The sequence below is a fragment of the Shewanella sp. SM73 genome, assembly GCF_025653795.1.
Taxonomy (GTDB): Bacteria; Pseudomonadota; Gammaproteobacteria; order Enterobacterales; family Shewanellaceae; genus Shewanella; species Shewanella oncorhynchi.
In genome coordinates this window covers 242,844-265,995 of the sequence record NZ_JAKKRY010000001.1, presented here as the reverse complement: position 1 = coordinate 265,995, position 23,152 = coordinate 242,844, and the positions used below count along the sequence as shown (strand labels likewise).

Sequence of the window (23,152 nt, the reverse complement as noted above, 5' to 3'; positions counted from 1 at the left end):
GCTTGGCGTCACTTTAAATATCAGCGGAATAAAAGGACTGGCTTAACGGTAAGTCAGCGTTGTGGTATCCGTTAACTTGTCGTTATCTTTAACGGTCAGTTCAACAGTGTGTTGTCCACGGCGGGCAAGGCGCAATACCACTTGACCGTTAGCACGGGTGCCATTGTCGAACGTCCACTTATGTTGTTTGATCACACCATCGGCATCATAGCTAGTCGAGATAAACATATCGACTAGCCATAAATTAATACGCTGAATTTGCGCAACGGGTGGTTGTTTAACATTGCCAGCAACCACTGTCAGCATTTGCGACGTGCTATGGGTTAGGCCGTCGTTATCAGTCACAGTTAGCGTGACCAAATACTCGCCGCTTTGGCTGTAACTGTGGGTCACAACCTCACCCACTGCCACAGTGTTATCACCAAAGCTCCACTCGGCTGATACGATTTGTCCATCACTGTCGGTTGAAGTGGATGTCAGTTGCACCGCTGCACCATTCACCACTTGAGTGAAACTGGCCACTGGCGCGACTTTTTCCGCTTCGAGCAAGAGTGAAATCACCACAGGATCGTGATCCGATGAGCGGTAAGCATCACTTGCGAATAAGTCTTGGATTTGAGCGGGCGTCTTAAACTCTTCGTTGTAATCCAATACACGTGGTTCGTCGGTATTGATATGCCACTGCGTCACATCCACCACTTTATCCAGCAGGGCTGCGTTCGCTAAAGCATGGTCCAACTGACCCGATTCAGCCGAGAATACATAGGAATAAGGGTTCGGTTTTTCAAGTTTGGCAAACAGCTCACTAAAGCCTGCATTACCTAAGGCCGTTAATGGATCTTCCTTCGCATAGGCGTTCAAATCACCAATCAGCAGTACGCCTTGATCTGGATATTGCTCGCTAATCCATTGACCTGCAGCCGTCGCCGCACGGGTACGAGTGATATTACAGTTGCCTTGACCGTCGTTAAGATCAGGTTCGCCCGCACATTCACTGCCCTTAGATTTAAGGTGATTAACCGCAACAACCACGCCTTCTTCACTGCCGTTCACACTAAAGGCTTGCGTCAGCATTGGACGGTTTTTGCTATCGTCAAACAAGGGCTGTTGATCGCTATCTAATGGCGAATTTGCACTAGATAGAATACGTGCAGCGCCCTGCGGCGTGACTTTATCACTGCGATAAATCAAGCCAACTGTGATGGCATCGGTGCCAATCGCATTCATGCCTGTTGGCGCGATATAAGCGTAACGCGCTTCACCTACAGCAGCATTCAAACCTGCGACTAAATCGGCAATGGCTGAATTAGCGCCAAAGCCATCGTTTTCAATTTCCATCAAACCAAATACATCGGCACTAATGCCCACCATGGCACTGACAATCTTCGCCTTTTGACGCTCAAACTCGCTTAAGGTATTGGCACCACGCGCGGTTGGGAAACCTGCACCTTGGCCGTCGCCATTGAAGTAGTTAAGCACGTTAAAGCTAGCGACTTTTAAATTACCACCTTCATTCAATGTGGGCGCAACAGGGCGTGGGTTTTCCGCCACAAAGTTCACCGTTTCGATTGGCATAATGCGATACAGATTAAAGCCATAGTGCATTACACCCGTAAGCGATGTGGCTTTATCGCCTACACGCACTGTGTTTGATGCGCTCAAACCAGGAGCGGGGAATTGCACAGGATCAGGATTCTGCGCCGTTAAACCGTCATCCAATAAAATACTGTCACGTTGGTTGGCTGCGCTCACCGCCAGCGCATCCGCGCCCGGCGCAGCCACCTGCGTACCAATAAAGTGGCGCTGACTGCCTAATGAAATCTCGCCATAACGGCCTAGGTTATAGACTTCATTCACCACTAAATCTTGGCTGAAACGAACCCGCATGCCCTCAAAGGGCTCAAAATCATCACTGCTGTTAACAGGTAAGGTCACTAGCGCGGCCGTTGGTAACGTTTGTCCTGTGGCACACAACTTGTGATCAGATAAAGTCGTTAGTTCAGTTAAGCCTTGATATTCAGTGACTTTGGCTTTTAAACGAATACGATCGCCTGCCACATAAGCTGTGGGTGCAGTGCCGGTATACACAAACACACCTTCCGAGGTTTGGGGATCGCTATCGACTTCGTTATCGGCCATTTGTACAAAAATGCCCTTAAGACCGGCTTCTTGATTACTGACGACAACCGCCTCAACCACTAAAGTTTGACCATTGAGAGGGCTAGCAGCGCCCGCGCCTTGAAGCGCATGAATTGCTGTGGCTTCTTCGCCGCACACTAAAGAGCTTGGTGGAGGGTCGACTGGATCGGTTGGCGTACCCGCACTGAATTTACCAAGATCAGAAACATCATCCTTCGCAAAACCTAGCCAAGTGCTAAAGCTTACTGCATCAGTACTGATAGGATCGGCAATCAGCAGATCAGGATTACGGCGCAGGGTATTATCTTGAGTAGAGAGATCACCACTGCCCCACTCGGCGCCGGGATCAACACCGACTTGGCCTAAACTATCAATGACTTGATTTTGATAGGTTAGTTCAATCGCATCGTCGCCGTTAAAGAAGCTGGCGCTACTCTGTTGATTTGTGACCGCAAGGATATCGGCAGAAGAGTCATTATCGGCAACCACATAAGTCGCCCCCGCCGCTAAGGAGCCAGTGAGCGCAATGGTCGTGCCGACGTTTGTGCTGCCATTAAAATAGAAGCGCAATTGGTATTGGCTTAAATCAATAGCGCCCGCGGTTGGGTTATACAGTTCGATAGCTTTATTATTACTGCTGCCTTCGACATATTCAGAAATGATCAAATTATCCGCGCCATGGGCAAGCCCACAAACGCTGCTGATGGCTAACGCCAGCACAGTTTTAGTGTTAAACATTGAGACCCCTAAATGTATTGTTTTAATATTTGGTATTTAATTGATGCGCTTAGATGCTTCAAGGTGATGTCACCTCGAAGACTGACGATACTATAGGCGGTCAAGGTTACAAATTGGTTGCATCAAAGTTGCAACTTAAGGTGGATATTATTCGTGCGATTTAGCGATCAGAACTAGGAAGAAAGCAGTACGGGAGATGCTGGCCGCACTACACAGTGCGGCCAGAGATAAATCGAGGTTAATCAAGTAAGCAGAACAAATGGATGGCAATCCTGACAATCCTGACACAGGGTTATAAGGGCTGAAGCTTTTCATCGAGTAAACTGACGAGCAGTAACTCACCTTGCAAATTCACTCTAAACTCACCGTATTTTGCTGCACTAAAATGATCGGCTTGTCCTTCTTCAAAGAAAAAGCTGTTCGATGCGAGTTTAATTTGATTACCACGGACACGAAACTGCACTCGTAGTTGATCTTTACCGAGTGCTTGGTCGGTATAAAAGTCGACAAAACGCGCCACTTTTTGCCCATCGACAGCCAGCAATAACTGCCCCTGCATTTGTTGCGGCGCTAAGGCGCTACGCACATCGCGTGCAATTGCATATTCAAGCGCCATGTAATCACCCTGCATTAATGAGCGCGGATCGACCGGTGCTAATGCAAAACGCACCACTTGGCCGTGATTAAGGAGTTGTTCGAATTTGAAAATGCGCCAATTCACGCCAGCGAGAATCGCCACTGTTGTGAATAATACGAGCCCAAGCGCCCATTTATGTGAAGCCGACAGTTTTCCCATCACATTGCCCATCACACAGTCTCCTTGGCATTTTCATTGGCAGGAAATAACCGCCACATCACTAACCTTGTCACCAACAGCAAGGCGCCTAAGCCCATCAAATAACCAGATTTAAGTAACAGAGTCGTTTCTAGGGAATAATAATACCCGCTGACAAATAACAGCGCCGACACCATTCCCATACCTTTCAACCAAGACTCGTTGCAATAATGGCCAAGCAAGATCAATAGAATAGCTGTTGATAAACCCTGCATAGGTAAGGATAAACCGCTAACGATGACTAAACCGATAACACACCCTAGCGCCGCTGGTGAGCTTAGTGATTGATGGCGCTCGCGCAAGATTGTCACCAATAAAAATCCGCAAATAGCGAAAATAATCAACAGATGAGTCAGTGTCAGCCACAGGCTTTGCTGCCAAGGGCTAAATAAGGCTTCAAAAATACTGTCCATACTAAAAGCGTGCATCAACTGCAACGAAAGCAACGCGAGTGCGAAACCATAGATGAGCATCCGAGCCCTGCGATAATGACGCCCGAACTGATTGATATTTAATAACACTAGACTAATGACTACGGTAAAAAGGCTTGGGCTAAAATTGAGCAGTTCAAATTTTGCCATCAGGCCAATCACGCACCAACTTAAGCAAAAAGCGAATACAAACTGGGCTAGCCCGTGGGCAATCAAGCCCCACAGTACCAATGTAATACCCGCCATACAGAGATACCATGTGAGGCTAAAATCATTGTTAATTAAATCAAATAATCCCCATGCCACACTGATCAAACCACTCAAACAGGCGGCAAAAGCAAATTGTTCAATAAAAATCTGTTGCCGCGGTAAAAAATACAGCCCAATCCCCAAGGCTAAATAGGTTAAGCCGATAAATAAAATGACATCTTCTTCAACATGCTCAAAAATGGCACCAAACACTGCCATCATGAAGCTCAATAAAAACAACGCCGCTATCCAAGCAGCAAACGCCTGCATAGTGGCAATATACCAAGGGATATCATGGTCTTCTGGCATTTGAGCTGCACTAACATTGCCTTCGGCATACAAAGCTTGCCAGTGTTTGATTAGACTTAATTCACTCGAAGCGTCGATTGACGTAACACTATCAGTGCAGGGTCGAGTGATCATTTCGCTATCCTGTAAACCATTATTGTTGCTCATGAACATCTCCCACGCCCACGCTCCCTTGGGTGGCGATTCCTGCAAACTGAGGTTTAAGTTTCCGGCTTAGCTCCCTCAACCAAATACTCAAACCTATGCTTGCCAAAATGATATAAAGCCCAATAAACAAAAATCCACCTATGGGGTCATTATCCTCAAACATCAGCTTTATCAGTAACGCGGCGCCTACGGCAATCAGGCTAAAACCGCCCAAGGCCAAGGGATATATGCGTGGTAATCTATAACGAAAAATAACGAATCCGAATATCAGATGGGCAAAATAACCACAGAAGATCCCAGTGCTGAAGCTATCACGTTCAAGGAAATCGTCGAAAATAAGCCAAGTGATTAACCAAGTAAAACAACCCATAGCAAACAATGAACAGGCATATTCAAGGATTGGCGCATGCCAGCGCCCCGCGACTTTGTGGTCTAAAAGTACAAAAGCATAATAGATAACTAAATTCAAACAGATAAAGATCAGCAATTGTCCTTGAGCGCCCCAAAATAATCCCCAGAAATGGGAAAAGGAATCCAGAAATATCCCTATGCTGAGGTTTAGCAATCCCACCAGCAACAGCCACAAACCATCAAATCCCGCCACCCAAGCAAAGGGTAAGATAACAAATGCCCATAGCGCGAATAACTGCCAAGGATCGGCGCCCGTTTGATAGGTTTGCCCAACTAACGCTAATAAGCCACCGACTAACACACTTGCGGCCAGTAGCACGCCATTGGCGGTCGTCGCACCAAAAGTGCTGTCTTTACGATAAGGGCTAACGGGGGAATAAATGTTGGCACGATAATAGAGCCAAGCAAATGCGCTGATAGCAAGTATTATAGCCACTTCAATCAGTCCAAATTTGGCAAATCGCCCCAAAGATTGCCAATTATAAGCAAAGAAAAAAATCACCCCACAGGCAAAACTTAACGCACCGAACCAGAGTAATAAATGAGCGATTAAGCGACGCCAACTAGACCCATCCGGCAAGACTGTCACCTGTCGATAAAGCTTATTTGCCTGCTCTTGCGTGATATGTCCCTGTTCAACCCAACCACACACTTGAGATTTTATCTTGCTCAATGTGAAATCTCCCTCATCCTGTTTGCGCTAGCTTACTATGACAGATTTAAAATTCGCACTTTATCGACAGCATTGAACAAATTAAATTGTGTATACTTGTAAAAAATCATTCATGCTAAAAATAACAAGGGGTGACTATGATATTGAGCCAGTTGTGTCGTCTACTCTTTTGTTTAGCCTTAAGCATTAGCGCATTTACTGCGGCTATCGCCCAAGATAAAGTTCAGTCGCCAGCGATTCCCGAGTCAATTCCGACAATTCATGTCGGTGGTTATCAATTTGCTCCCTATGTCCATCAACAACAAGACGGCCGTTACACAGGTCTCACACTCGATATCATTAATGCATTAAATCAAGTACAACAAGAAGTGGTCTTTAAATTTGCCGTCACCAGTATTGAGCACAGATATAAAGCCTATTCCTTAGGTCGCTTCGACATGATGCTCTTTGAGAATCCCGCTTGGGGATGGCAAAAAATAGCGACTCAGTTTATTCCGCTACATATGATAGATGGTGAAGTCTTTATTGCACTTAAAACTAAAGCTCATAACCAAAGCTATTTCAAAAACTTAACCAACAAGTCAATTGCGTTCATCAAAGGATATCACTACCAGTTTGCCCACTTTGAAACCGATGCGAATACGCTGGCAAAGCAATTTCGTCCCTTGTTCGTCAGTCACAATAACGCCTCTATCGAAAGCATTCTGCGTGAACGCGCCGACCTAGCGCCCGTGACTAACTCTTACTTACAGTATTATTTAAAGGTTCATCCAGAAGAGAGAAAATTACTTTTAATATCAGATGAATGGGACCAAAAATACGCCAATGGCATTTTACTCAACCCCAGTTCACAGCTCGATAGCAAAAGGCTCTCACACTGGATTGAACTGCTCATCAATAATGGCAAACTCGCTGAACTCGCCGCCCAATACGGTATTCAATTAACCCCATAATTCGCTGTTTGTTTTTCAAACTCTGACGCTTCAATCGCGATGATTTATCAAGTTCTCATGAGCAATTTACGCGGCAGACAAGAGTGGCCCTAGCATAGCCAAAATACCAATGAGCAAGAAAATCAGCGCTTGCACTATGATCATCTGTCCACTATTTGGTGGACTCAGAGTGGCAATGTAAAACTGCCAAATCGCAAAGATCCCGTAGTTCATCCCGAGGAATAACAACAGGCTAAAGGCATACATCCCAGGGATCACCTTAAGTGCACAGGCTAAAAGTGCAACCGTTGAAACCACAAAAAATACCGATTGGCAGTGAAATAAGCACAGTAGCATTTGCTTGCTTTGCTGTGACACATTCGCCTTCAAGAGCGGCGCCAATAAAACCCGCTTACCATAGATTAAATGGTAGCCACAGACTCCAGCACTCAAAACAGTCGCTGCCATTATTGTTAATACCATAGTGCTCCTATTTAGTACTCATATTTGATTATCTTTGAATATCGTAAACTGAACTAAGAATTTAAAACTGAGGAGAATTTAAACCCAAGGCTTAAATACTTGACCATGTAACTAAGACCCTAAAAACTGCGGTTGAGTTTCAGCCGAGCGAAAATAAGCAACTTGGTTCTAAGCCCCTAAACCAAACAGGGCTAAAATCTATGGGAAAACCGACTCAATATGAATGACCCCATCAGCTCCTTAGTGCTTGTGCTTTAAGCAAAAAGGAGCCATCAGGCTCCTTTTCTTCACAATCCGTAAACGATTACCCTGACTAAAACCTACGATTACATAGTCGCCATAGTCCAATAATTTAAACGCTTTTGTGGATCGGCTAACAGGTTTTTACATTCTTCTTTATATTTACCCATTAACGCACCTAAGTTACTTGACCCCCCTAAGCTTTCGATTTGACGGGCTTTAGCATCGGCAACCGCTTGAGTGACCTCAGCTTCAGAGCTGTATTTCTTAGCTAAATTCTCAGACTCAATTTTAGAACTTTTTAAACGCTCACCCACGGCCTGCATTTGCGGTGCATTCATCGCCCCAATGGCTTCTGAGCTAATTTGATAGTAAGCGGCACATTCAATGGCTTCTTTACTAAACGCTTTTTCTGCTTCATCAGCCCAAACTGCAGTACTGGCACTTAAGACTAAACCACCTAATACTAACGTTTTTACCTGAGTTAACATGTTACTTTTCCTTTTAATCGCCATAAATAAACCTACTCAAGCCCTCGGTGGAGCTCAAGTTCGTAGATATAAAAATCTTGGTTACGCACAAAGCCTAAACCTTCATACAAGCCCTGCGCGCGCTGGTTTTTTTGCTGTGTTTCTAACATCAAATAACTCATATTATGCGCTTTGGCATAACTGGCGGCCTGTAGCACTAACGCCCGCCCAATACCGACACATCGGGCATGTTGAGTCACATACACATCATTGAGGATCAACATAGGGGCCAAACGTAACGATGAAAAACTGGGATACATTTGAACAAAACCTAATCCAAGCCCTTGATTATCTTTAGCTATAAATATCACCGATGAGCCATCTGACACTCTTGAATAAATAAACTGCTCCGCAGCCGCGAGATCATCCCTACGCCCATAAAACTGGCGGTACTCATTGAATAACACTGCAACCTCATGGACATGAGTCACATCTACTCGAGTTATAATGCTTGCCATGGGCCTTTCCTATTTATCATTAGAGTGTTGGCGGTCGTTGTCGCAATCGAAATTGCAGACTGTTTTTCACCGTTGGCCACTCGGTATCAATAATGGAATACACCACGGTATCGCGGATCGTACCGTCCTTAAGAATCTTATGATTTCGCAATACACCATCTTGCTTAGCGCCTAGTCTTGCAATGGCTTGTCTCGAAGCTTGATTATGCCAGTGAGTACGGAACTCAACGGCAATGGCATCTAAGGTTTCAAAAGCAAAGGTCAATAACAGCAGTTTAGCTTCAGTATTAATCCCAGTGCGCTGGGCACGTTTAGCATACCAAGTGTATCCAATCTCAAGACGGCGATTATCAGACTCCCAGTTGCAAATTCGCGTGCATCCGACGATTTCCCCTGACACTCTATCCCGCACCGCAAAGGGAAAACTCAGGCCCCGCGCTTTTTCTTCGAGCGCTTTAGCCACATAGAGCTTCATCTCAGTTGGCTCGGGGACACTGGTAAACCATAAACGCCAAAGTTGACCATCTGTGACGGCGAGACTCAATGCCGCCACATGGGACAAAGATAAGGGCTCAAGTACAATATGCTCACCACTTAAACAACCTAAGTTATCTTCACAGCCCACAGTATCGCCTCCGTTAGATGATAGAAAAGTGTGTTGTAGCGCACGTTTTTATCTAGCCTAACATTAAACGAGAATAAAAAAACACCCTATTTTCAGCATGATTGGACAAATTCATTCCATTGTCGGCGGTTTAGATTACCTAAAGCATAAGAGTGTAAAAAAATTTGAAAAAATGAGTACAAGGCAGTTAAAACAGATTGGAATAAATACTGCTGCGGAAGAACAAGCCGTGATGGCCAATCAATATCCGAGAAATAGCCAATGACATTGCGCAGTCGCGATAAGTGATTGGTGATTGGTGATTGGTGATTGGTGATTGATGATGACCAAAAGCGGCAATCGAGAGCAAAAACACCTAAACCTGTGGGCAGCATTTAGGCGTTTGTTATCTGGTGAAGTTAAAAGCTAAAGTTAAAAACCATGCACGCTGTTACTGACCCTAAACCAGCCCGCAATGCTATTACGCTGTGCCAAGGTTTTGGTCACTTCATGGGGAAAACGCTCACTGAGGAAAATCACAAAATGGCCCATTTTAGGCGCGATGCGCTCAATCTCAATATCGGCTTCATCATAGATAATCAACTCACCACAATCTGCCGCTTTCCAGTCAGGATTTAAGAAAAACACTGTGGTTAAAATACGATTTTGGCTGTCCTTAAGTGCATCAACATGTTTTTTATAAAAGGCCCCAGGCTGATATACCGCATAGTGGCTTTCATAATCGAATAAGCCCATAAACAAGCGACGATTCAAGCCATTTTTGAGTTGTGTCATCAACTCAAGATACTGGGCATCGGGCTCATTTTGCTCTTCTAGCCACTGTATTCTGTCACGGCGAATGTCTGGATTTAAGTGCTGTTCAGAACCTCGACCAATAGAGGCAGCTTTTAATTCATATATTTCAGTTGATTGAATTTTTTCCAATAGTACTTGGCTAATATAGAGAGGAACTAAGTCAGATAAAAAGATATAGCCTTTGTCTACCAAGGCATCAGCGATCACGTCCAGCATTGCTTCACTTAATTGCGAAACCATTATGCTACATCCAAAAAAGGGCTACGCTTTTGCTGTACTCAAGGGCTCAAGGAGGGATTAAGTGAGCCTGATTTTCGAGGGGCGTCGATAAGAGATATGATTGCCATATCTCAACGATAAATTTTGCGAAATTCTAGAATAAAGAAGACGGAATTACAACAAAATAAAAACCTATATAAACAACACATTAACGTTAACCAAACAGTTCAACAGGCGCATCATGATCACTAAGCTGCAAACAACGCTCAAAGTGTAATCCAAGTTTGTTCAGCAAAGCTTTTGAAGCACTATTATGGGCGCTCACAATCGCGACAATACGCTCAATACCTAAACTTTTACCTAAGTCAAAAGCGGCTTTAGCCGCTTCGAATGCATAGCCCTTGCCCCAATATTGCGGCAAAAAAGCATAACCTATATCGACATTGTCCAGTGTCGGCCGTTTGATTAAACCGCAGATGCCAATGGTGAATCCATTCTCGGCGAGCACTACAGCATAAAAACCAAAACCGCACTCGGCATAACTTTTCATCGGTCCATTGACGATATAATCCTTAGCCTGCACAAGTGTGCGTACTCCTCTATCCCCGATATTCTCTACAAAGCCTTGGCTATTGAGCAAGACTAACATAAAAGAAGCGTCGGCTGGGGTTAACTGCCGCAGGATGAGTCTAGGAGTACGCGCAACTTGCATAGAATTTCTCCACTAAAAATAGAGGCGGATTTATAAATAACGGACGTACTGACTGCCGTCCTTTTGCGGTTTCTTAGGAGCGGTAACGGCTGGCGTCCCCACATACAAAAAGCCGACAATTTGATCGTGTGGCTCAAGACCTAAAGCAACATTCACATTCGCATCAAAGGCAAAATCCCCTGTACGCCACACTGCCCCTAAACCTAAGGCAAAGGCAGTCTGCTGCATTGCCATCGTCGCGCAGCCCGCTGCAATGAGCTGTTCAAGCACGGGGACTTTAGGATGTTGCTGCGTTTTCGCCACGACAGTAATCACCATAGGCGCACGCATTGGCATACCCTTAGCTTTATTGACAAAATCCTCATCGGCGCCGCTCGCTTTCGCTGCCTCAACAAAGATATCAGCCAAGGTATCTAACCCTTTTCCTACGGCAATAATAAATTCCCATGGCGCTAAGGCGCCATGATCTGGCACACGAATGGCAGCATCTAAGATGATTTTTAATTGACTCGCATCTGGAGCAGGAGCAGTTAATCGTGGGGTTGATTGGCGAGTGAGTAAAAGTTCAATAGCGTCCAAGTTCTTATCCTAGTTCGATATAAATTGCGCTCAAGCATAGCAAATTGCTGACAAAGAGGCATAAAAAAATCCCACCGCTTGAGTGGGATTTAACTTGTTGAGTGCACTTAACAATCGAGTGTGCTTAAAAATTAAATGCGCTTGAAAATCCGATGCAGTTAACAATTGAGCCCGCTTGAGAAAGACTTACTTAATCCCACAGCGCTTAGCGATGAAATAATCTAGGCTAGTGTAACGACCACCGCCTAAGGTAAAAAGCGCCAGCAACATAATAAAATAGGTGATCGCAAACTCAATACCATTATTAAGCACAGCAAAATTACCTGAACTGGTCAGCCAGTCATAGTTACCGTGCTCCTGCAATAACTCTTTGGCTTTTATCAGTTTATCCCCTGCCTCAAGCACTCTGTCATTCGTAAGCCAAGAACTACCATCGGCAATCGCTAACCAACCATTTGGCCAATGCACAGTCAATGCGGCGACCAACATAGTGACCATTAAAGGGATTGAAATCAGTCGCGTCGCGAGCCCAAGCAGTAACAAGATAGCGCCAAAGAACTCAGTTCCCGCCGCCAGTCCTGCCATTAACGCTGGCATTGGCAGACCTAAACCCCAATCGGGATTGGCAAACCAAGCAACCGTATCTTCAAAGTGAGCGAGCTTGTTATAGCCTGCTTGCATTAACACAGGTGCAAGGTAAATCCTAAGGGCTAATGGCGCTAAGCCTTCGAAATAGCGGCTCATATTGAGCAGTTTCTGATAAAGGGATACGAGTAGCATAAGGTCTCTATTAGTAGTTAGTAGGCTGATTTATTGGCTTGCAGGAATAGACCCTAGCAAGGCAATAAATCTTTCATGGCCTAGGCTTCTTTTTCAATCGCTTCCTGATTCAGCTCCTTGAGATCTTGAATGAGTCCACCTAACTTTTTATAAAAATGCTTAGACTGCTGCTCCGATAAGCTCGCATTCATCGCCAACAGCAAAGTCCCAAATGCCTCAGTATTTTTACGTAAAAACACTTTATGTTGCTCTGACTTAAGCTCATCGGGCTGCGTCATCAGCAAGGTCAAACGCTCGGTTAATAATGCTTTATCAGCGCGCTGACCCAGTGCAACCTCAAACTGGCGTAACCATTCGTGTCTGTACTCAAGCCACATATCTAAGGTGGATAAACGCTGTTGATTATATTGGTGAATAAGCACTTTTTGCTCCGCAGTTACACTTCCAAGCCAATCATCAAATTGGGTTTGAAGGTTTTCATCGGCATCTTTTTGTAACTGTTCAGGGGTTTTACCCGCAAATTCTTTAACAAGCTCCTGCTCTTCCTCCCGTAATTTTGTGAGGATCTGCTTCACCTGTTCATCGGACAAAGACATTATGATAGGTAGAAGCTCGGGCAAGGCGAACTCAAACAATCGAAACCAATGCCGCTTAGCAATATTCACATGATCTGCCCATAGCACTGGCGTTAACGTATTGGTTTTTATGAGGCCTTCGACTTCGGTCAATTGCACCACATAATGAGCTAACTCTTTGGATTGGTGCCAAATGACAAATTTTTCAATGAGGGCATCGAATGCCTTTTGCTGAGATTTATCTAAGGTAACATAATCCTCTTGCTCCCAGCCGATGGCCCAGTCAAGGAAATGGTAACTGAATTTAGTGGAGCAGGCGCTTAAGCCTAAGAGACACACAAGTAGCATCACGCCTTTTTTCATACTGAATAATCCATCCTAGAATTGTTGCTAATAAGACGCTTGAGACTATATAAAGTTGCTTTTTATATCAAACAAGTTTGTCTAATAAAGGTTTTCAGTATGTTCTACCCGCATGTCCCACCAATCGCGCGGTCAATGCCATAAGGGAATGAGCCATTATCATCAGATGGAAACTAAGCACACGCAATAATGGCTATTTGGGGGTGATCAGCGGCCAGAAGCAATCAAACCAAGCAAGGTAGTCGGCGCTACAACTGGGTTCTGTTTGCGCTGCCATCAATAATGCCCAGTAGCAAGCAAATACCCAATACATGTCAATAGCGGCAGGTACTGCCGTTACGGCTTGTGCAGTAACATAAGGATGTCCACTCAGATACTGTTTCACCAACAGACTTTGCTGATAGGCCGTTAACCCATGGGTCGCTAACACTACAGCTAACTCACACAGTGGATGCGACGCCGTCGCATACTCAAAATCGATACAACACAAGCGGTTATTTTTGAGTAACAAATTATGGGGATTAAGATCACGATGGCAAAACTGCGGCTTGATTATGCAAGCTGCTAACTCATCACACCAATGTTTGATTTCAATTTGAATTGCAAGCAGCTTAGCCACCCGCTCATTCCAATCACGAGTATTGCTATCACCAATATCACTACCCTGCTTCAATGGCACAGCACGCCTTAATACTGGCTCACTAAATGTTGCAGAAGTCTGATAGGCAAGCATTTGCTGGTGATATTCCTGCCACTGCTCAGTGATACTAATAGCATAAGGCCCTGTAGGCAGATCGCGTAATTGCAGCAATAACGCCAATAGCAAACAATGGGCTTGGTTAGGATGCGTTGCTTGTTCTGCTGCCGGAAACTGTGAATAGTTAAACGTCGATTGCCCCAGCACAAAATCAGCAGCACTCGTTTGGCGCTCTAACGCTGGCCAGTGGATTAAGACCTCGTTTTCAATATCGTCACTTTCAATATAATCACTTTCAATAAAATCACTGAGGTAATAACGCTCATCTTCGCTCACCCACAACAGTTCAGGAGCAAGTTTAGCTTGAGCCAATTGCTGCCAGTAAAAACGCTCCTGCTGGCGGTTGCAAAAACTGTCCGCCGCATCCGCATTCACCCGCAGCACATAACTGCCTGCGGGCGTAGTGATTTTATAGTTGTGATTACTTAAGCCGCCCGCAAGCTCATGAATACTTAACACGTTAACTAGCCCAGCACTTTTGAGTATGGGGTAAAGTGCTTTGAATGGCTCGCCTGCTGAGCGTTGCATCGAGGCGTTTATATCGAGCATTAACTGAGTAACTTCAAGGTATTAGCTTCACGGGCGTCGACTAACGCGGTTCGCCACAGGAAATATCCCACGACCGCCAGCCCCACATAAAGCACGAATAACAAGGATGTCAGCATCAAGCCTTTGCTGAGGTAAAGGTAAATCGACACTATGTCAATAACCACCCAATAAAGCCAATTCTCAAGTACCTTTTTTGCCACTAAATAAGTCGTCATCACGGCGAAACAGGTTGTCGCCGCATCTAGATACGGGAATGCGGCTTGGGTATACGTCGCCATACCGTGACCAACCAAAAGCGAAATCACGCCCGTCGCTGCGATCAACTTTAAATGGGTTTTCAATGGCCAAGTGGTCACTTTTACGCCTTGATGCTTATCACCACCTTGGGTCCAGAGCCAATATCCATAGAGCGCCATCGCCATGTAATAGACGTTAAGCACAGACTCCATCAGTAGCGACACCTTCCAAAACAACACAGTGTAAATGGCGGTACTGGCAAAGGCCGCCGCCCAGCACCACACACTGGCCTTCATCGCCAGCAGTAAATATGCCATCGCCAGCAATACCGCGAGTGCTTCCCATACGGTCATCACATGGACTTCACCAAAGGCCGTATTAACGCTATCGACCAAGGTTAACCATAAATCTGTCATAGTGTTGTTCTCATTGCCTATTTGTCGCTTACATGGCGGTCAATCATTATTCGCTGTGAGCTAAATTCAGCTCACCACCGATAAACTTACACACAAATACCACCTTGCCCCACTTCTCATGGGCCGCTTGCATCTCGGTCGCCAGCATAGTCATCACATCTAAATAATCGCCGCACACTTGAGTTGCCATCGCATTAGTCACGCGCTCGATATTGGGATAGCTATCCACGCGGCCAATAAACCACTTGATAGGATCGAGGTAATTTTCATTAAAGGGATACATGCTAATTTCTGCGGTCAGTTTCATTTTAATTCCTTGATATTCTGAAGTAAGGTTGTAGCCCAAATACTGGGCTACAGTTCAGTTAACACTTAAATGATTATGCTCACTTTAAAATGAGCTATTACATAAACTTAACGTTAAAGGTTACGCCAATCTGACGCGGATCGCCGTAACGAATATATTGTTTTTCCGCCCAACCGTTATCTGGCTCATTGCCAAAATAGAAGCCACGCACACCGTATTCTTCATTAAACAGATTGCGTCCCCATAAATATGCCGACCAGGCGCTCGCCTCATAACCTATACGGGCATTGACGATAGTGTAGGGTTCAGAGCGGGATTCATTGCTGTCTGAATAATAGAATTCACTCTTACCGCTAAGATTCAGGTTAGCAAACCAACCCGAATTGGCACGATAAGTCCCACCAAGGCTGTAGGTAAGATGTGGAGAATGGGCTAGATCGCGGCCAGTTAAATCCACCTCAGTGCCATATTTGTCCTGATACTGGTAGTCACCGTAGGCCGTTTCTAACCAACCTAAGCTTGAGTAAACTTGCAGATTATCCGTGGCATACCAGGTTGCATCTAACTCAGCGCCATAGTTATTCGAACTGCCTGCATTTTCAGTGAACAAGATAAAACGCTGTGGTTTATCGGGATCTTGCTGTGATGCAGCCACCTGTTGATCTTGCCTGTCCATATAGAACAGCGCCAAATTAGTATCGATAAGTCCCGCTAACCAATGGGATTTAAGGCCGATTTCATAGTTATAGAGCGTCTCAGTACTAAACTCTTTTTTATCGTTCAATTCGACGGGTAAAGTCATGTTGAAACCGCCCGCCTTGTAACCGCGTGCGACTCGGACATAAGCATTGTGCGAGTCGTTCAGCACTTTACTCACAGCAATATGACCGCCCCACATGGTTTCGCTCGGGTCGAAATTATCGTTATTCGTATCAGAGTAATGGCTGTTGCGGCGCTCTAAACGTAGCCCCACAGATAAAGCATAATTTGAGCCCAAATCCGTATCGAGCTGACCAAACAGTGCATAGTTTGTCGCCTCATACTCTGAGTCTAAGACTTCATCCGGCGAAGCATTGTATTCAGAATACAATTGGTTATCTTCTTTCAGATTCATGGCATACACACCAAGCAACCAATCAGTACTCTCTGCAAAAATACGGCCCTGCTCGGTAGAACTTAGGCGAAACTCTTGCGACGCGGTTTTACGCTGACCCGTTTTATCCCAAAAATAATCGTATTGACACGGCGCCAGATTGCCATTGTCATCATTGCATTGCTTAGAGGCCCAATATTCTGAGTTAGCCCAATCGCCATCGTAACTGTAATGGTGATCGGTATTGGCAAAAGAGGTTAACGAAGTTAATTCGAAGTTTTCTGCGCCAGAATAGGTCGCTTTAAAACCCGCGCCTGTGGTGCGTTGGCTATCAACACCCGGTTGATCCGATGTTGTCTGGGTTGGTGAATTGGTTAAACTCCACACATCATAGCCATTATCGAAATCGGCATGCAGCACAGTTAAATCAAACTGCAAATCATCAGTCGCATACCAGCGCAGCTTAGCGCGGCCGCTGAATTCATCGCGACCATTGGTATCATCACGGTCTAAATACAGATTATCGTGGTAACCATTTTGCTGATGTTGCTGCATTGACACACGATAAAGCAGCTTGCCAGAATCCGTTAATGGGCCAGAACTGAAACCGCTAAAAGTGCGCAAATCATCATCGCCTAACGACACTTCGCCGCCATGCTCAAACACATCAGTTGGATCGTTACTCTTCAGATAAATCAATCCCGCTAAGGCATTCGCGCCGTAACGCGTCCCCTGCGGTCCACGAAGCACTTCGACCTGCTGTAAATCGTACATGCTCGACACCATACCAATACCGGATAAATCGATATCATCTATGATGTAACCCACGGAAGAATTAGGTGCGCCTTGGTATTGTTCCTGCTCTCCTACACCGCGAATTTGAAAATATTTCGGCCGCGAGCTTCCACCTGACCAGTTAAAATTGGCGATAGAATTAAGCAGATCTTCAAAGTGTTGCGCACTTTCATCTTGAATTTTTTGACTGTCGATAACGGTAATGCTGGAGGGCATTTTTTCTAAGCTTGAACTGCGAAAATCCGCCGTCACCACTATGACTTCCATCTCAGTGCTGGGATCGGGTCTGTCAATAGCGTCGGTTTGTGCAAAAACAGGGGTGCTCAGCGCTGCGGCGATGGCTAACGCCAGCGGCGCTCGGGCTAAAAATAAGCTTGGCGATACGGTTGAAAATGGAGATTGATGGTTTGACGTTTTACGGTTTGACATAGGACCTCAAATATAATGTTTGAGATCCGGCAACGAATAAGCGATTCAGAAGTGTGCTGTTGATTGGCCCATTCCTACGCCGGTATTAGCCGGATCAGGTTCTAAGGGTTCGTCAGATGACATCTCAGTTTGCAGCCGTCAACGTTAAAATCAGAGTAACATTAATGCACAACAAACACCCCTTGGCGGCGCCTAGTATACATGACGGAAATAAAAAGTGGGCACTCTTATCTCTGCGATTCAATTAAATGTCGCGAAAACCACTGCCCTTCACTTCGTATGATGAAAATGTCTTTAGTATCAGCCTAAATCCTTTCGTCCATTTGACCGCCTATCATGATAATGCTATAGAAGGTCGCAATTTCGAACACAGTAAGAGGATCATAGTCGATGCAGCTAAAACCTTTATCGAAAGGACGTTATAGCCAGCGATGGGAGCAAGACTATCCACTTATTGAAGCGGTTGTACTTAGCTGTATCAGCGAAATAAAAATGCTCAAAAAAGGCGCTCACCTCATGACGCAGGGGGAAGCGATGGCATCACTTGTATTGGTGAAGCAAGGTCGAGTATCGCTCGGCCATACCGCGAGAAATGGTCGGTGTTTTCAATTAGGTACTATTGATTGTGATTCACAACTGTTTGGCGAAATGGAGTTCTTCACCCAGTACCACTGTCAACTAGACATTATTGCCAGTGAACCCTTAGAAATCATGTTGATTAGCGCTGAAAAACTGCAACATTGCCTCGGTCAACACCCTCAACTCGCGCTATTTTTCGCTAGTGCAATTGCGATTGACTACCAAGACACAGTGGATATTTTTACTCGGCGACTGCTCTATCCCATCAGTTATAACGTGGCATTTGATATTTACCATGAATACTTAAATGACTTGCCCGTAGATGGCTTTAGTAAACGTTATTTAGAGGCTGAACGATTTGGCACTACCGACCGAGTCTACCGTCGGGCACTACAAAATCTTGAGGAACGAGGCTTAATTGAGCGGAAAAAAGATGGCATTCGGATTTGTGATCTCAACGCACTCAAGAAATTTGTTGAAGCAGGTATATAACCGCTTTCAACATAACCCACACTCGACTTAATTTAACAACCGAGTGTGGGATGGATGCACAGGTAAATTAACTTACCGATGGCGAGTGTTGTTCCATAACCGGTTTCATCCGACTTGAAACGATCAATAGCATAAATATCGCTGCGTAAAGCAGAGGAATCACGTACATCACTGTTTGTAATCCGGTAATACGTTCAAAGAAAGAACTGATGGCTGGGCTAAACATCGCCCCTGCACTTCCACTAATAAAAATATATGACACATTTTTGCTACTGGCTTTTTTTACAAAAGACACGCCATAAGCAATAAATGCATTATAAAGAGCAGCACACACAAAACCGTAACCATAGGTTAAATAAGCTATCCAATTAAGATTATTGGTACTGACAATGGCTGCGGTGATCACCATAGCTAAAGCAATAATACCAACTAAGAAATGGTGAATTTTTACACGCGTCACAATCACAGTCGAAATTAATGCACCAATTAGCGCAGCGGACCAATACTGGGTAATAATATTACCGGCATCTTCAAACGGAATATCAAATTTTTGTTTTACAAATAAAGGTGCCCAAGTTAAAAAAGTATATAAAGCCAGCATTCCTAAAAATAAACCAATACCTCCACTAATAATACCGAGATTCCATTCAGACTGTTGTTTCTCTTGTGTTGTAGAAGATTGCTCGCAAATAGAGAAATGAGTGAACAAGGTAATAATGACTGTACCGAACGCCACTAAACCTACGGCTAAATAGCTATAACTCCATGATAATGAACTTGTTAATGCATAAGTCGTTATTAATGGAAAAATAACGCCTGCAATATTAAACGTTGCATCTTGCACCACTAACATTGTGCTTTGTAATTTCTCTTGCCACACAGACACCACAATCGTACCAGCAATACATAGACCGATACCGCCACAAAAACCAATTAAGGTCATTGCTACCATCACAACTTGTAGGGAACTGGTTAGATGTAAAGCCAGAGCAGAAAGAGCAACCAGACTGTAACTTATCAAGGTCATCCTTTTGATACCCATTTTTTCAATAAAGAAAAATGCTGCAATCGTCCCCGCGAGTGCACCACCATTGAGCAATGAAAAGATTGATGCAACTTCGTTAACATTAGCGGCAAATTTCTCAGCTATGGGTTCAATCAACATCCCAAATTGGGTCGCAAAGCCCGCCATAATAAAATTGGCGAGAAAACTGATGGCTGTTAAAGTAATTTTATTATTCATTATGTCATTCCATAAGTGAAATGCTAAGGGTTCAAAGGATGGCTTTAAACCTAATTGAGGGCGGTTTCTAACGCGAGCTCGATCATATTATTAAAAGAGAGTTGGCGTTCTTCGGCCGTTGTTTCTTCACCGGTTAAACAATGATCAGATACCGTTAAAATGGCTAATGATTCGATACCTTGTTGGTGTGACAATCCATAAAGCCCCGCCACTTCCATATCAATACCTAATACCCCGAAACGCTCAAGTGCGGGGATCATATCTTCGTCAGGATCATAATAAAGGTCACCACTAAAGATATTGCCAACTTTTACACTAATGCCTTTCTCATTCGCTGTTGTATAGGCTTTATGCAATAAAGAAAAGGTCGCAGAAGTTGCCATTTGGTAGCCGCTACTACGCTTAGCGTTAGTAGGTGAATCCGTGCCTGCGGCTTGGGCTAAAATGACATCTCGCATTTGTACATGTTTTTGTGTTGCACCTAAACTGCCAATACGAATAATGCGTTTCACGCCAAAATAATTAATCAGCTCATGGCCATAGAGCACCATAGATGAAATCCCCATACCATGACCCATAACGGAAATGCGCTGTCCTTGGTAAAAGCCCGTGTAACCAAGCATATTGCGAACATTCGTGACTTCTACGGCATCGGTGAGATAGGTTTCAGCGATATATTTAGCACGTAGTGGATCACCCGGCATAATAACAGTTTCAGCAAAATCAGTAGGTTGAGCATTAATATGAGCAGTCATCTTTCTATCCTCATGTGGTAATATGCTGATAGTAGTGCTCAATCACTGAATGTATTTAGGACTAAAGTCCGGATTTCACCTTGCCGTAAACCTTTTTGCTTAAAAATGGGTAATTTATCGCAACTTTCAAGGTCAAAAAGACGAAAGCTAATAACATTTGAGTGACCTTAAGGTCATTGAACGTTGATGTAAAACGAATAAAAAGGCTTACTCCTTAAAAGAAGTAAGCCATTTTAGAACGGGTTTAATATCAAAAAATCAATTAAACACGGAATAAACTAAACAGAAGCAAACTCAAGCTTAGTTTGAAAAGGTTTCACGCACGTATACATCAAATTTAACCACTTGGGCATTAGGTGCAACAGCGCCGACTTGCAATTGCTGTTTACCGTGTAATTTCACTGATTTCCAGCTGGTCGCTTCATCTTCGATAGTAAAGCCGCTGGCATCGTACCAAGTGAATTTATATTGCACACGCATATCGGAAGAGGATTTGCTAACAATCAACGCTGAGCCCTGCACTAAATCACCGACTCGGCGTGCATCCACACTCTGTACCGCAATATCTCGAGCAAAGCTGGAATTATCGACGCGGGTTTCACCCAGTGAACTCACTGAAATCCCTGCGGTATGTGAGGCACAAGCACCTAAGGTAAGCGCTGCGGCCAGTAATAACCCTGTATAAACTTGTTTCATATATTTCTCCTAGTCACGCCACAAAATACGCAGCTAGCGCATCATTTCCCATTAAACGACAAACTAATCGAACAGTGCTGAACTCATGCTTAATAACATAGGCTAAATAAAGCATTCTCAATCTAAAATAGTGAATGAGTCATGCTTCATCAATCTAAACTTAATCAGATTAATCAATCAAAAAATGTGCCCGTGCCGTAGCAATAAGCTGCTTACGATTGGTTTGCCAACAATCAATATTCACGTTGGCGACTCGTCGACCCTGACGGGTAATACGACACTCTGCAAAACTATCCTTGTGCAGACCTGCACGTAAATAGTCGATTGAAAAATCAACGACTTTAGGCACCTTTGCTGTTTGCATAAATACCATTAACTGCACTATCGCTGACATTTCCATAAAGCCCGCAATCACGCCGCCATGAATAGCGGGCAACACAGGATTACCGATATTGTCGTCTTTAGCGGGCAATTTAAAAATCAGTTCATCACCAAAACGCTCCACCTTCATGCCAATAAATTTGGCATAGGGAACGTGCTCAAGTAAATGGCCAAAATCATTAAGTTCAGTGGCGCGTTTAACTATGCCTTGCACATCAATAGGCGCTTTAACCTGTGCGTTTTGAGTTGTACTGGCTGCATCTAGTATCGAATTATTTGCGCTCATCACTCTCTCCTATCGCAGGCACGGCTTCACCCATTAACGCTTGCCTAAAGGCATCACCAACCATTTCAGGGCTTATCCGCATAAAAGAGCCGACGGCATGGGCGATGGGATCGTCAATACTGTCTTGGTAAGCAATTGCACGGGTAAAGGCAATATTAGAAGACAACTTGTAGCATTCTGCAAAACCAAATACAGGCTTATGGGGCTGAGCGGGCTTCATGTAGTCCACCCGTAAATCGAGCGTAGGTGATATTTCTAATAATTTGAATTTATGGAAAATAGCGCTCACGACTGCACTGCCACACGCGGTATCCATTAAAGTAGTGATCACCCCACCATGGATAACGCCCGTATCGGGATAACCAATTAATTCAGTGCTGTAGGGCAACTCAATCAACACATGGTGCTCACTCGCCTCCAGTACAGTTAAACCGAGGCGACGACACTGAGCTAATTGATCCACAAACCGCTGCGCCATTTGGGTCAGCGGGAAAAAATCCGAATTGACCTTCATTTGCCTTGGCTCAACATGGGCCCCAGAGGCTCCCCGCCCACAAGGTGGAAATGAATATGATAGACTTCTTGTCCACCATGTTGATTGCAGTTCATGATCAGTCGGTAGCCATCTTTAGCGATACCCGCTTCCGCCGCCAATTTAGCCGCAACCGTCATCATACGGCCAAGCACAGGCTCATCAGAGGCTTTCATCTCATTAGCCGTTGGGATCAAGTGATTCGGCACAATCAAAATATGCGTTGGCGCCTTAGGGGAAATGTCTCTAAAGGCAGTCACAAGTTCATCTTGATACAGAATATCCGCGGGAATTTCGCGACGAATAATTTTGCTGAAAATCGTTTCTTCGGCCATGGGGCGTCCTCCTTGGGTTAGTTGGCATAGTATACTAGCAATTCAAT

General features: G+C 44.6%; 25 protein-coding genes and 1 riboswitch. Of the genes, 2 read left to right on the top strand and 23 right to left on the bottom strand.

From position 1 onward, the window contains the following. Positions 1-42: 42 nt before the first annotated feature. The 4 genes from L5M51_RS01240 to L5M51_RS01225 form a co-directional block, all read right to left on the bottom strand. Positions 43-2,877: an ExeM/NucH family extracellular endonuclease gene (locus L5M51_RS01240; RefSeq protein WP_263171187.1), complete on the bottom strand. Its 2,835-nt coding sequence runs from the start codon at positions 2,875-2,877 to the stop codon at positions 43-45. A 292-nt stretch (positions 2,878-3,169) separates the two neighbouring features. Continuing rightward, positions 3,170-3,685, bottom strand: a complete 516-nt coding sequence (locus tag L5M51_RS01235) for a GDYXXLXY domain-containing protein (protein ID WP_105252757.1) — start codon at positions 3,683-3,685, stop codon at positions 3,170-3,172. After that, positions 3,685-4,848 (bottom strand): DUF4401 domain-containing protein, encoded by a 1,164-nt coding sequence (locus tag L5M51_RS01230; RefSeq protein ID WP_263144658.1) that lies wholly within the window; start codon positions 4,846-4,848, stop codon positions 3,685-3,687. The genes L5M51_RS01235 and L5M51_RS01230 overlap by 1 nt, the downstream gene beginning before the upstream one ends. Next, on the bottom strand, positions 4,835-5,932 hold the full coding sequence (locus L5M51_RS01225; protein ID WP_263171186.1) for a DUF2157 domain-containing protein: 1,098 nt from the start codon (positions 5,930-5,932) through the stop codon (positions 4,835-4,837). Before L5M51_RS01225 ends, L5M51_RS01230 begins: the two co-directional genes overlap by 14 nt. Positions 5,933-6,069: 137 nt before the next feature. On the opposite strand from L5M51_RS01225, the gene L5M51_RS01220 reads away from it, so the two are divergent. Beyond that, entirely contained in the window at positions 6,070-6,885 is an 816-nt protein-coding gene (locus tag L5M51_RS01220; protein ID WP_028760285.1) for a substrate-binding periplasmic protein, read from the top strand. Positions 6,886-6,951: 66 nt separating this feature from the next. Here the strand turns inward: L5M51_RS01220 and L5M51_RS01215 are convergent, their stop codons facing one another. From L5M51_RS01215 to L5M51_RS01155, 13 genes are all read right to left on the bottom strand, one after another. Next, positions 6,952-7,347 (bottom strand): hypothetical protein, encoded by a 396-nt coding sequence (locus tag L5M51_RS01215; protein WP_113938740.1) that lies wholly within the window; start codon positions 7,345-7,347, stop codon positions 6,952-6,954. A gap of 326 nt (positions 7,348-7,673) precedes the next feature. After that, positions 7,674-8,078: a hypothetical protein gene (locus L5M51_RS01210; protein ID WP_105252762.1), complete on the bottom strand. Its 405-nt coding sequence runs from the start codon at positions 8,076-8,078 to the stop codon at positions 7,674-7,676. A 32-nt stretch (positions 8,079-8,110) separates the two neighbouring features. Continuing rightward, positions 8,111-8,575, bottom strand: coding sequence for a GNAT family N-acetyltransferase (locus tag L5M51_RS01205; RefSeq protein WP_131525841.1), 465 nt, complete (start codon positions 8,573-8,575; stop codon positions 8,111-8,113). Positions 8,576-8,594: 19 nt separating this feature from the next. Further along, entirely contained in the window at positions 8,595-9,200 is a 606-nt protein-coding gene (locus tag L5M51_RS01200) for a GNAT family N-acetyltransferase (protein ID WP_131525840.1), read from the bottom strand. Positions 9,201-9,611: 411 nt separating this feature from the next. Next, positions 9,612-10,235 carry a 2OG-Fe(II) oxygenase gene (locus L5M51_RS01195; protein ID WP_263171182.1) on the bottom strand — a complete coding sequence of 208 codons (624 nt, stop codon included), beginning with the start codon at positions 10,233-10,235 and terminating at the stop codon, positions 9,612-9,614. A gap of 193 nt (positions 10,236-10,428) precedes the next feature. Further along, complete coding sequence (locus tag L5M51_RS01190) at positions 10,429-10,926, bottom strand: GNAT family N-acetyltransferase (RefSeq protein ID WP_212599804.1); 498 nt, start codon at positions 10,924-10,926, stop codon at positions 10,429-10,431. Positions 10,927-10,956: 30 nt separating this feature from the next. After that, entirely contained in the window at positions 10,957-11,505 is a 549-nt protein-coding gene (locus tag L5M51_RS01185; RefSeq protein WP_263144645.1) for an NAD(P)H nitroreductase, read from the bottom strand. Between the two features lie 186 nt (positions 11,506-11,691). Further along, on the bottom strand, positions 11,692-12,285 hold the full coding sequence (locus tag L5M51_RS01180; protein WP_263144641.1) for a DoxX family protein: 594 nt from the start codon (positions 12,283-12,285) through the stop codon (positions 11,692-11,694). Positions 12,286-12,365: 80 nt separating this feature from the next. After that, positions 12,366-13,223 carry a DUF6279 family lipoprotein gene (locus L5M51_RS01175; protein WP_113938746.1) on the bottom strand — a complete coding sequence of 286 codons (858 nt, stop codon included), beginning with the start codon at positions 13,221-13,223 and terminating at the stop codon, positions 12,366-12,368. Between the two features lie 193 nt (positions 13,224-13,416). Then, positions 13,417-14,529, bottom strand: coding sequence for a phosphotransferase (locus tag L5M51_RS01170; RefSeq protein WP_263144638.1), 1,113 nt, complete (start codon positions 14,527-14,529; stop codon positions 13,417-13,419). After that, positions 14,529-15,182 carry a nicotinamide riboside transporter PnuC gene (gene pnuC / locus L5M51_RS01165; RefSeq protein WP_263144633.1) on the bottom strand — a complete coding sequence of 218 codons (654 nt, stop codon included), beginning with the start codon at positions 15,180-15,182 and terminating at the stop codon, positions 14,529-14,531. Before pnuC ends, L5M51_RS01170 begins: the two co-directional genes overlap by 1 nt. A gap of 46 nt (positions 15,183-15,228) precedes the next feature. Then, positions 15,229-15,489: a hypothetical protein gene (locus L5M51_RS01160; RefSeq protein WP_263171179.1), complete on the bottom strand. Its 261-nt coding sequence runs from the start codon at positions 15,487-15,489 to the stop codon at positions 15,229-15,231. 97 nt (positions 15,490-15,586) lie between these two features. Further along, positions 15,587-17,806: a TonB-dependent receptor gene (locus L5M51_RS01155; RefSeq protein ID WP_263144632.1), complete on the bottom strand. Its 2,220-nt coding sequence runs from the start codon at positions 17,804-17,806 to the stop codon at positions 15,587-15,589. 54 nt (positions 17,807-17,860) lie between these two features. Further along, positions 17,861-17,999, bottom strand: a riboswitch (TPP riboswitch). A 197-nt stretch (positions 18,000-18,196) separates the two neighbouring features. On the opposite strand from L5M51_RS01155, the gene L5M51_RS01150 reads away from it, so the two are divergent. After that, complete coding sequence (locus L5M51_RS01150) at positions 18,197-18,877, top strand: Crp/Fnr family transcriptional regulator (protein WP_012196926.1); 681 nt, start codon at positions 18,197-18,199, stop codon at positions 18,875-18,877. Between the two features lie 67 nt (positions 18,878-18,944). Here the strand turns inward: L5M51_RS01150 and tsgA are convergent, their stop codons facing one another. The 6 genes from tsgA to hinT all read right to left on the bottom strand — a co-directional run bounded on the left by tsgA (position 18,945) and on the right by hinT (position 23,105). Next, a complete protein-coding gene (tsgA, locus tag L5M51_RS01145; RefSeq protein ID WP_263171178.1) occupies positions 18,945-20,120 on the bottom strand; it encodes an MFS transporter TsgA in 1,176 nt (391 codons plus the stop codon). Positions 20,121-20,170: 50 nt separating this feature from the next. After that, entirely contained in the window at positions 20,171-20,875 is a 705-nt protein-coding gene (deoD, locus tag L5M51_RS01140; RefSeq protein ID WP_012196924.1) for a purine-nucleoside phosphorylase, read from the bottom strand. A 300-nt stretch (positions 20,876-21,175) separates the two neighbouring features. Continuing rightward, positions 21,176-21,571 (bottom strand): YcfL family protein, encoded by a 396-nt coding sequence (locus L5M51_RS01135; RefSeq protein WP_028760301.1) that lies wholly within the window; start codon positions 21,569-21,571, stop codon positions 21,176-21,178. Between the two features lie 169 nt (positions 21,572-21,740). After that, positions 21,741-22,238: a PaaI family thioesterase gene (locus L5M51_RS01130; protein ID WP_168823948.1), complete on the bottom strand. Its 498-nt coding sequence runs from the start codon at positions 22,236-22,238 to the stop codon at positions 21,741-21,743. Beyond that, positions 22,225-22,752: a PaaI family thioesterase gene (locus L5M51_RS01125; RefSeq protein ID WP_028760303.1), complete on the bottom strand. Its 528-nt coding sequence runs from the start codon at positions 22,750-22,752 to the stop codon at positions 22,225-22,227. Before L5M51_RS01125 ends, L5M51_RS01130 begins: the two co-directional genes overlap by 14 nt. Beyond that, on the bottom strand, positions 22,749-23,105 hold the full coding sequence (gene hinT, locus L5M51_RS01120; RefSeq protein ID WP_113938752.1) for a purine nucleoside phosphoramidase: 357 nt from the start codon (positions 23,103-23,105) through the stop codon (positions 22,749-22,751). Before hinT ends, L5M51_RS01125 begins: the two co-directional genes overlap by 4 nt. Between the last annotated feature and the right edge of the window lie 47 nt (positions 23,106-23,152).

What these genes read in the sequence shown, in the direction of transcription:
- L5M51_RS01235 (WP_105252757.1), bottom strand. Translation starts at nt 3,685, where the DNA reads ATGGGCAATGTGATGGGAAAACTGTCGGCTTCACATAAATGGGCGCTT.
- L5M51_RS01230 (WP_263144658.1), bottom strand. Translation starts at nt 4,848, where the DNA reads ATGAGCAACAATAATGGTTTACAGGATAGCGAAATGATCACTCGACCC.
- deoD (WP_012196924.1), bottom strand. Translation starts at nt 20,875, where the DNA reads ATGACTGCTCATATTAATGCTCAACCTACTGATTTTGCTGAAACTGTT.
- L5M51_RS01130 (WP_168823948.1), bottom strand. Translation starts at nt 22,238, where the DNA reads ATGAGCGCAAATAATTCGATACTAGATGCAGCCAGTACAACTCAAAAC.
- L5M51_RS01190 (WP_212599804.1), bottom strand. Translation starts at nt 10,926, where the DNA reads ATGCAAGTTGCGCGTACTCCTAGACTCATCCTGCGGCAGTTAACCCCA.
- L5M51_RS01135 (WP_028760301.1), bottom strand. Translation starts at nt 21,571, where the DNA reads ATGAAACAAGTTTATACAGGGTTATTACTGGCCGCAGCGCTTACCTTA.
- L5M51_RS01180 (WP_263144641.1), bottom strand. Translation starts at nt 12,285, where the DNA reads ATGCTACTCGTATCCCTTTATCAGAAACTGCTCAATATGAGCCGCTAT.
- L5M51_RS01240 (WP_263171187.1), bottom strand. Translation starts at nt 2,877, where the DNA reads ATGTTTAACACTAAAACTGTGCTGGCGTTAGCCATCAGCAGCGTTTGT.
- L5M51_RS01210 (WP_105252762.1), bottom strand. Translation starts at nt 8,078, where the DNA reads ATGTTAACTCAGGTAAAAACGTTAGTATTAGGTGGTTTAGTCTTAAGT.
- L5M51_RS01220 (WP_028760285.1), top strand. Translation starts at nt 6,070, where the DNA reads ATGATATTGAGCCAGTTGTGTCGTCTACTCTTTTGTTTAGCCTTAAGC.
- L5M51_RS01160 (WP_263171179.1), bottom strand. Translation starts at nt 15,489, where the DNA reads ATGAAACTGACCGCAGAAATTAGCATGTATCCCTTTAATGAAAATTAC.
- L5M51_RS01175 (WP_113938746.1), bottom strand. Translation starts at nt 13,223, where the DNA reads ATGAAAAAAGGCGTGATGCTACTTGTGTGTCTCTTAGGCTTAAGCGCC.
- L5M51_RS01125 (WP_028760303.1), bottom strand. Translation starts at nt 22,752, where the DNA reads ATGAAGGTCAATTCGGATTTTTTCCCGCTGACCCAAATGGCGCAGCGG.
- L5M51_RS01205 (WP_131525841.1), bottom strand. Translation starts at nt 8,575, where the DNA reads ATGGCAAGCATTATAACTCGAGTAGATGTGACTCATGTCCATGAGGTT.
- tsgA (WP_263171178.1), bottom strand. Translation starts at nt 20,120, where the DNA reads ATGAATAATAAAATTACTTTAACAGCCATCAGTTTTCTCGCCAATTTT.
- L5M51_RS01170 (WP_263144638.1), bottom strand. Translation starts at nt 14,529, where the DNA reads ATGCTCGATATAAACGCCTCGATGCAACGCTCAGCAGGCGAGCCATTC.
- hinT (WP_113938752.1), bottom strand. Translation starts at nt 23,105, where the DNA reads ATGGCCGAAGAAACGATTTTCAGCAAAATTATTCGTCGCGAAATTCCC.
- L5M51_RS01195 (WP_263171182.1), bottom strand. Translation starts at nt 10,235, where the DNA reads ATGGTTTCGCAATTAAGTGAAGCAATGCTGGACGTGATCGCTGATGCC.
- L5M51_RS01155 (WP_263144632.1), bottom strand. Translation starts at nt 17,806, where the DNA reads ATGTCAAACCGTAAAACGTCAAACCATCAATCTCCATTTTCAACCGTA.
- L5M51_RS01150 (WP_012196926.1), top strand. Translation starts at nt 18,197, where the DNA reads ATGCAGCTAAAACCTTTATCGAAAGGACGTTATAGCCAGCGATGGGAG.
- L5M51_RS01215 (WP_113938740.1), bottom strand. Translation starts at nt 7,347, where the DNA reads ATGGTATTAACAATAATGGCAGCGACTGTTTTGAGTGCTGGAGTCTGT.
- pnuC (WP_263144633.1), bottom strand. Translation starts at nt 15,182, where the DNA reads ATGACAGATTTATGGTTAACCTTGGTCGATAGCGTTAATACGGCCTTT.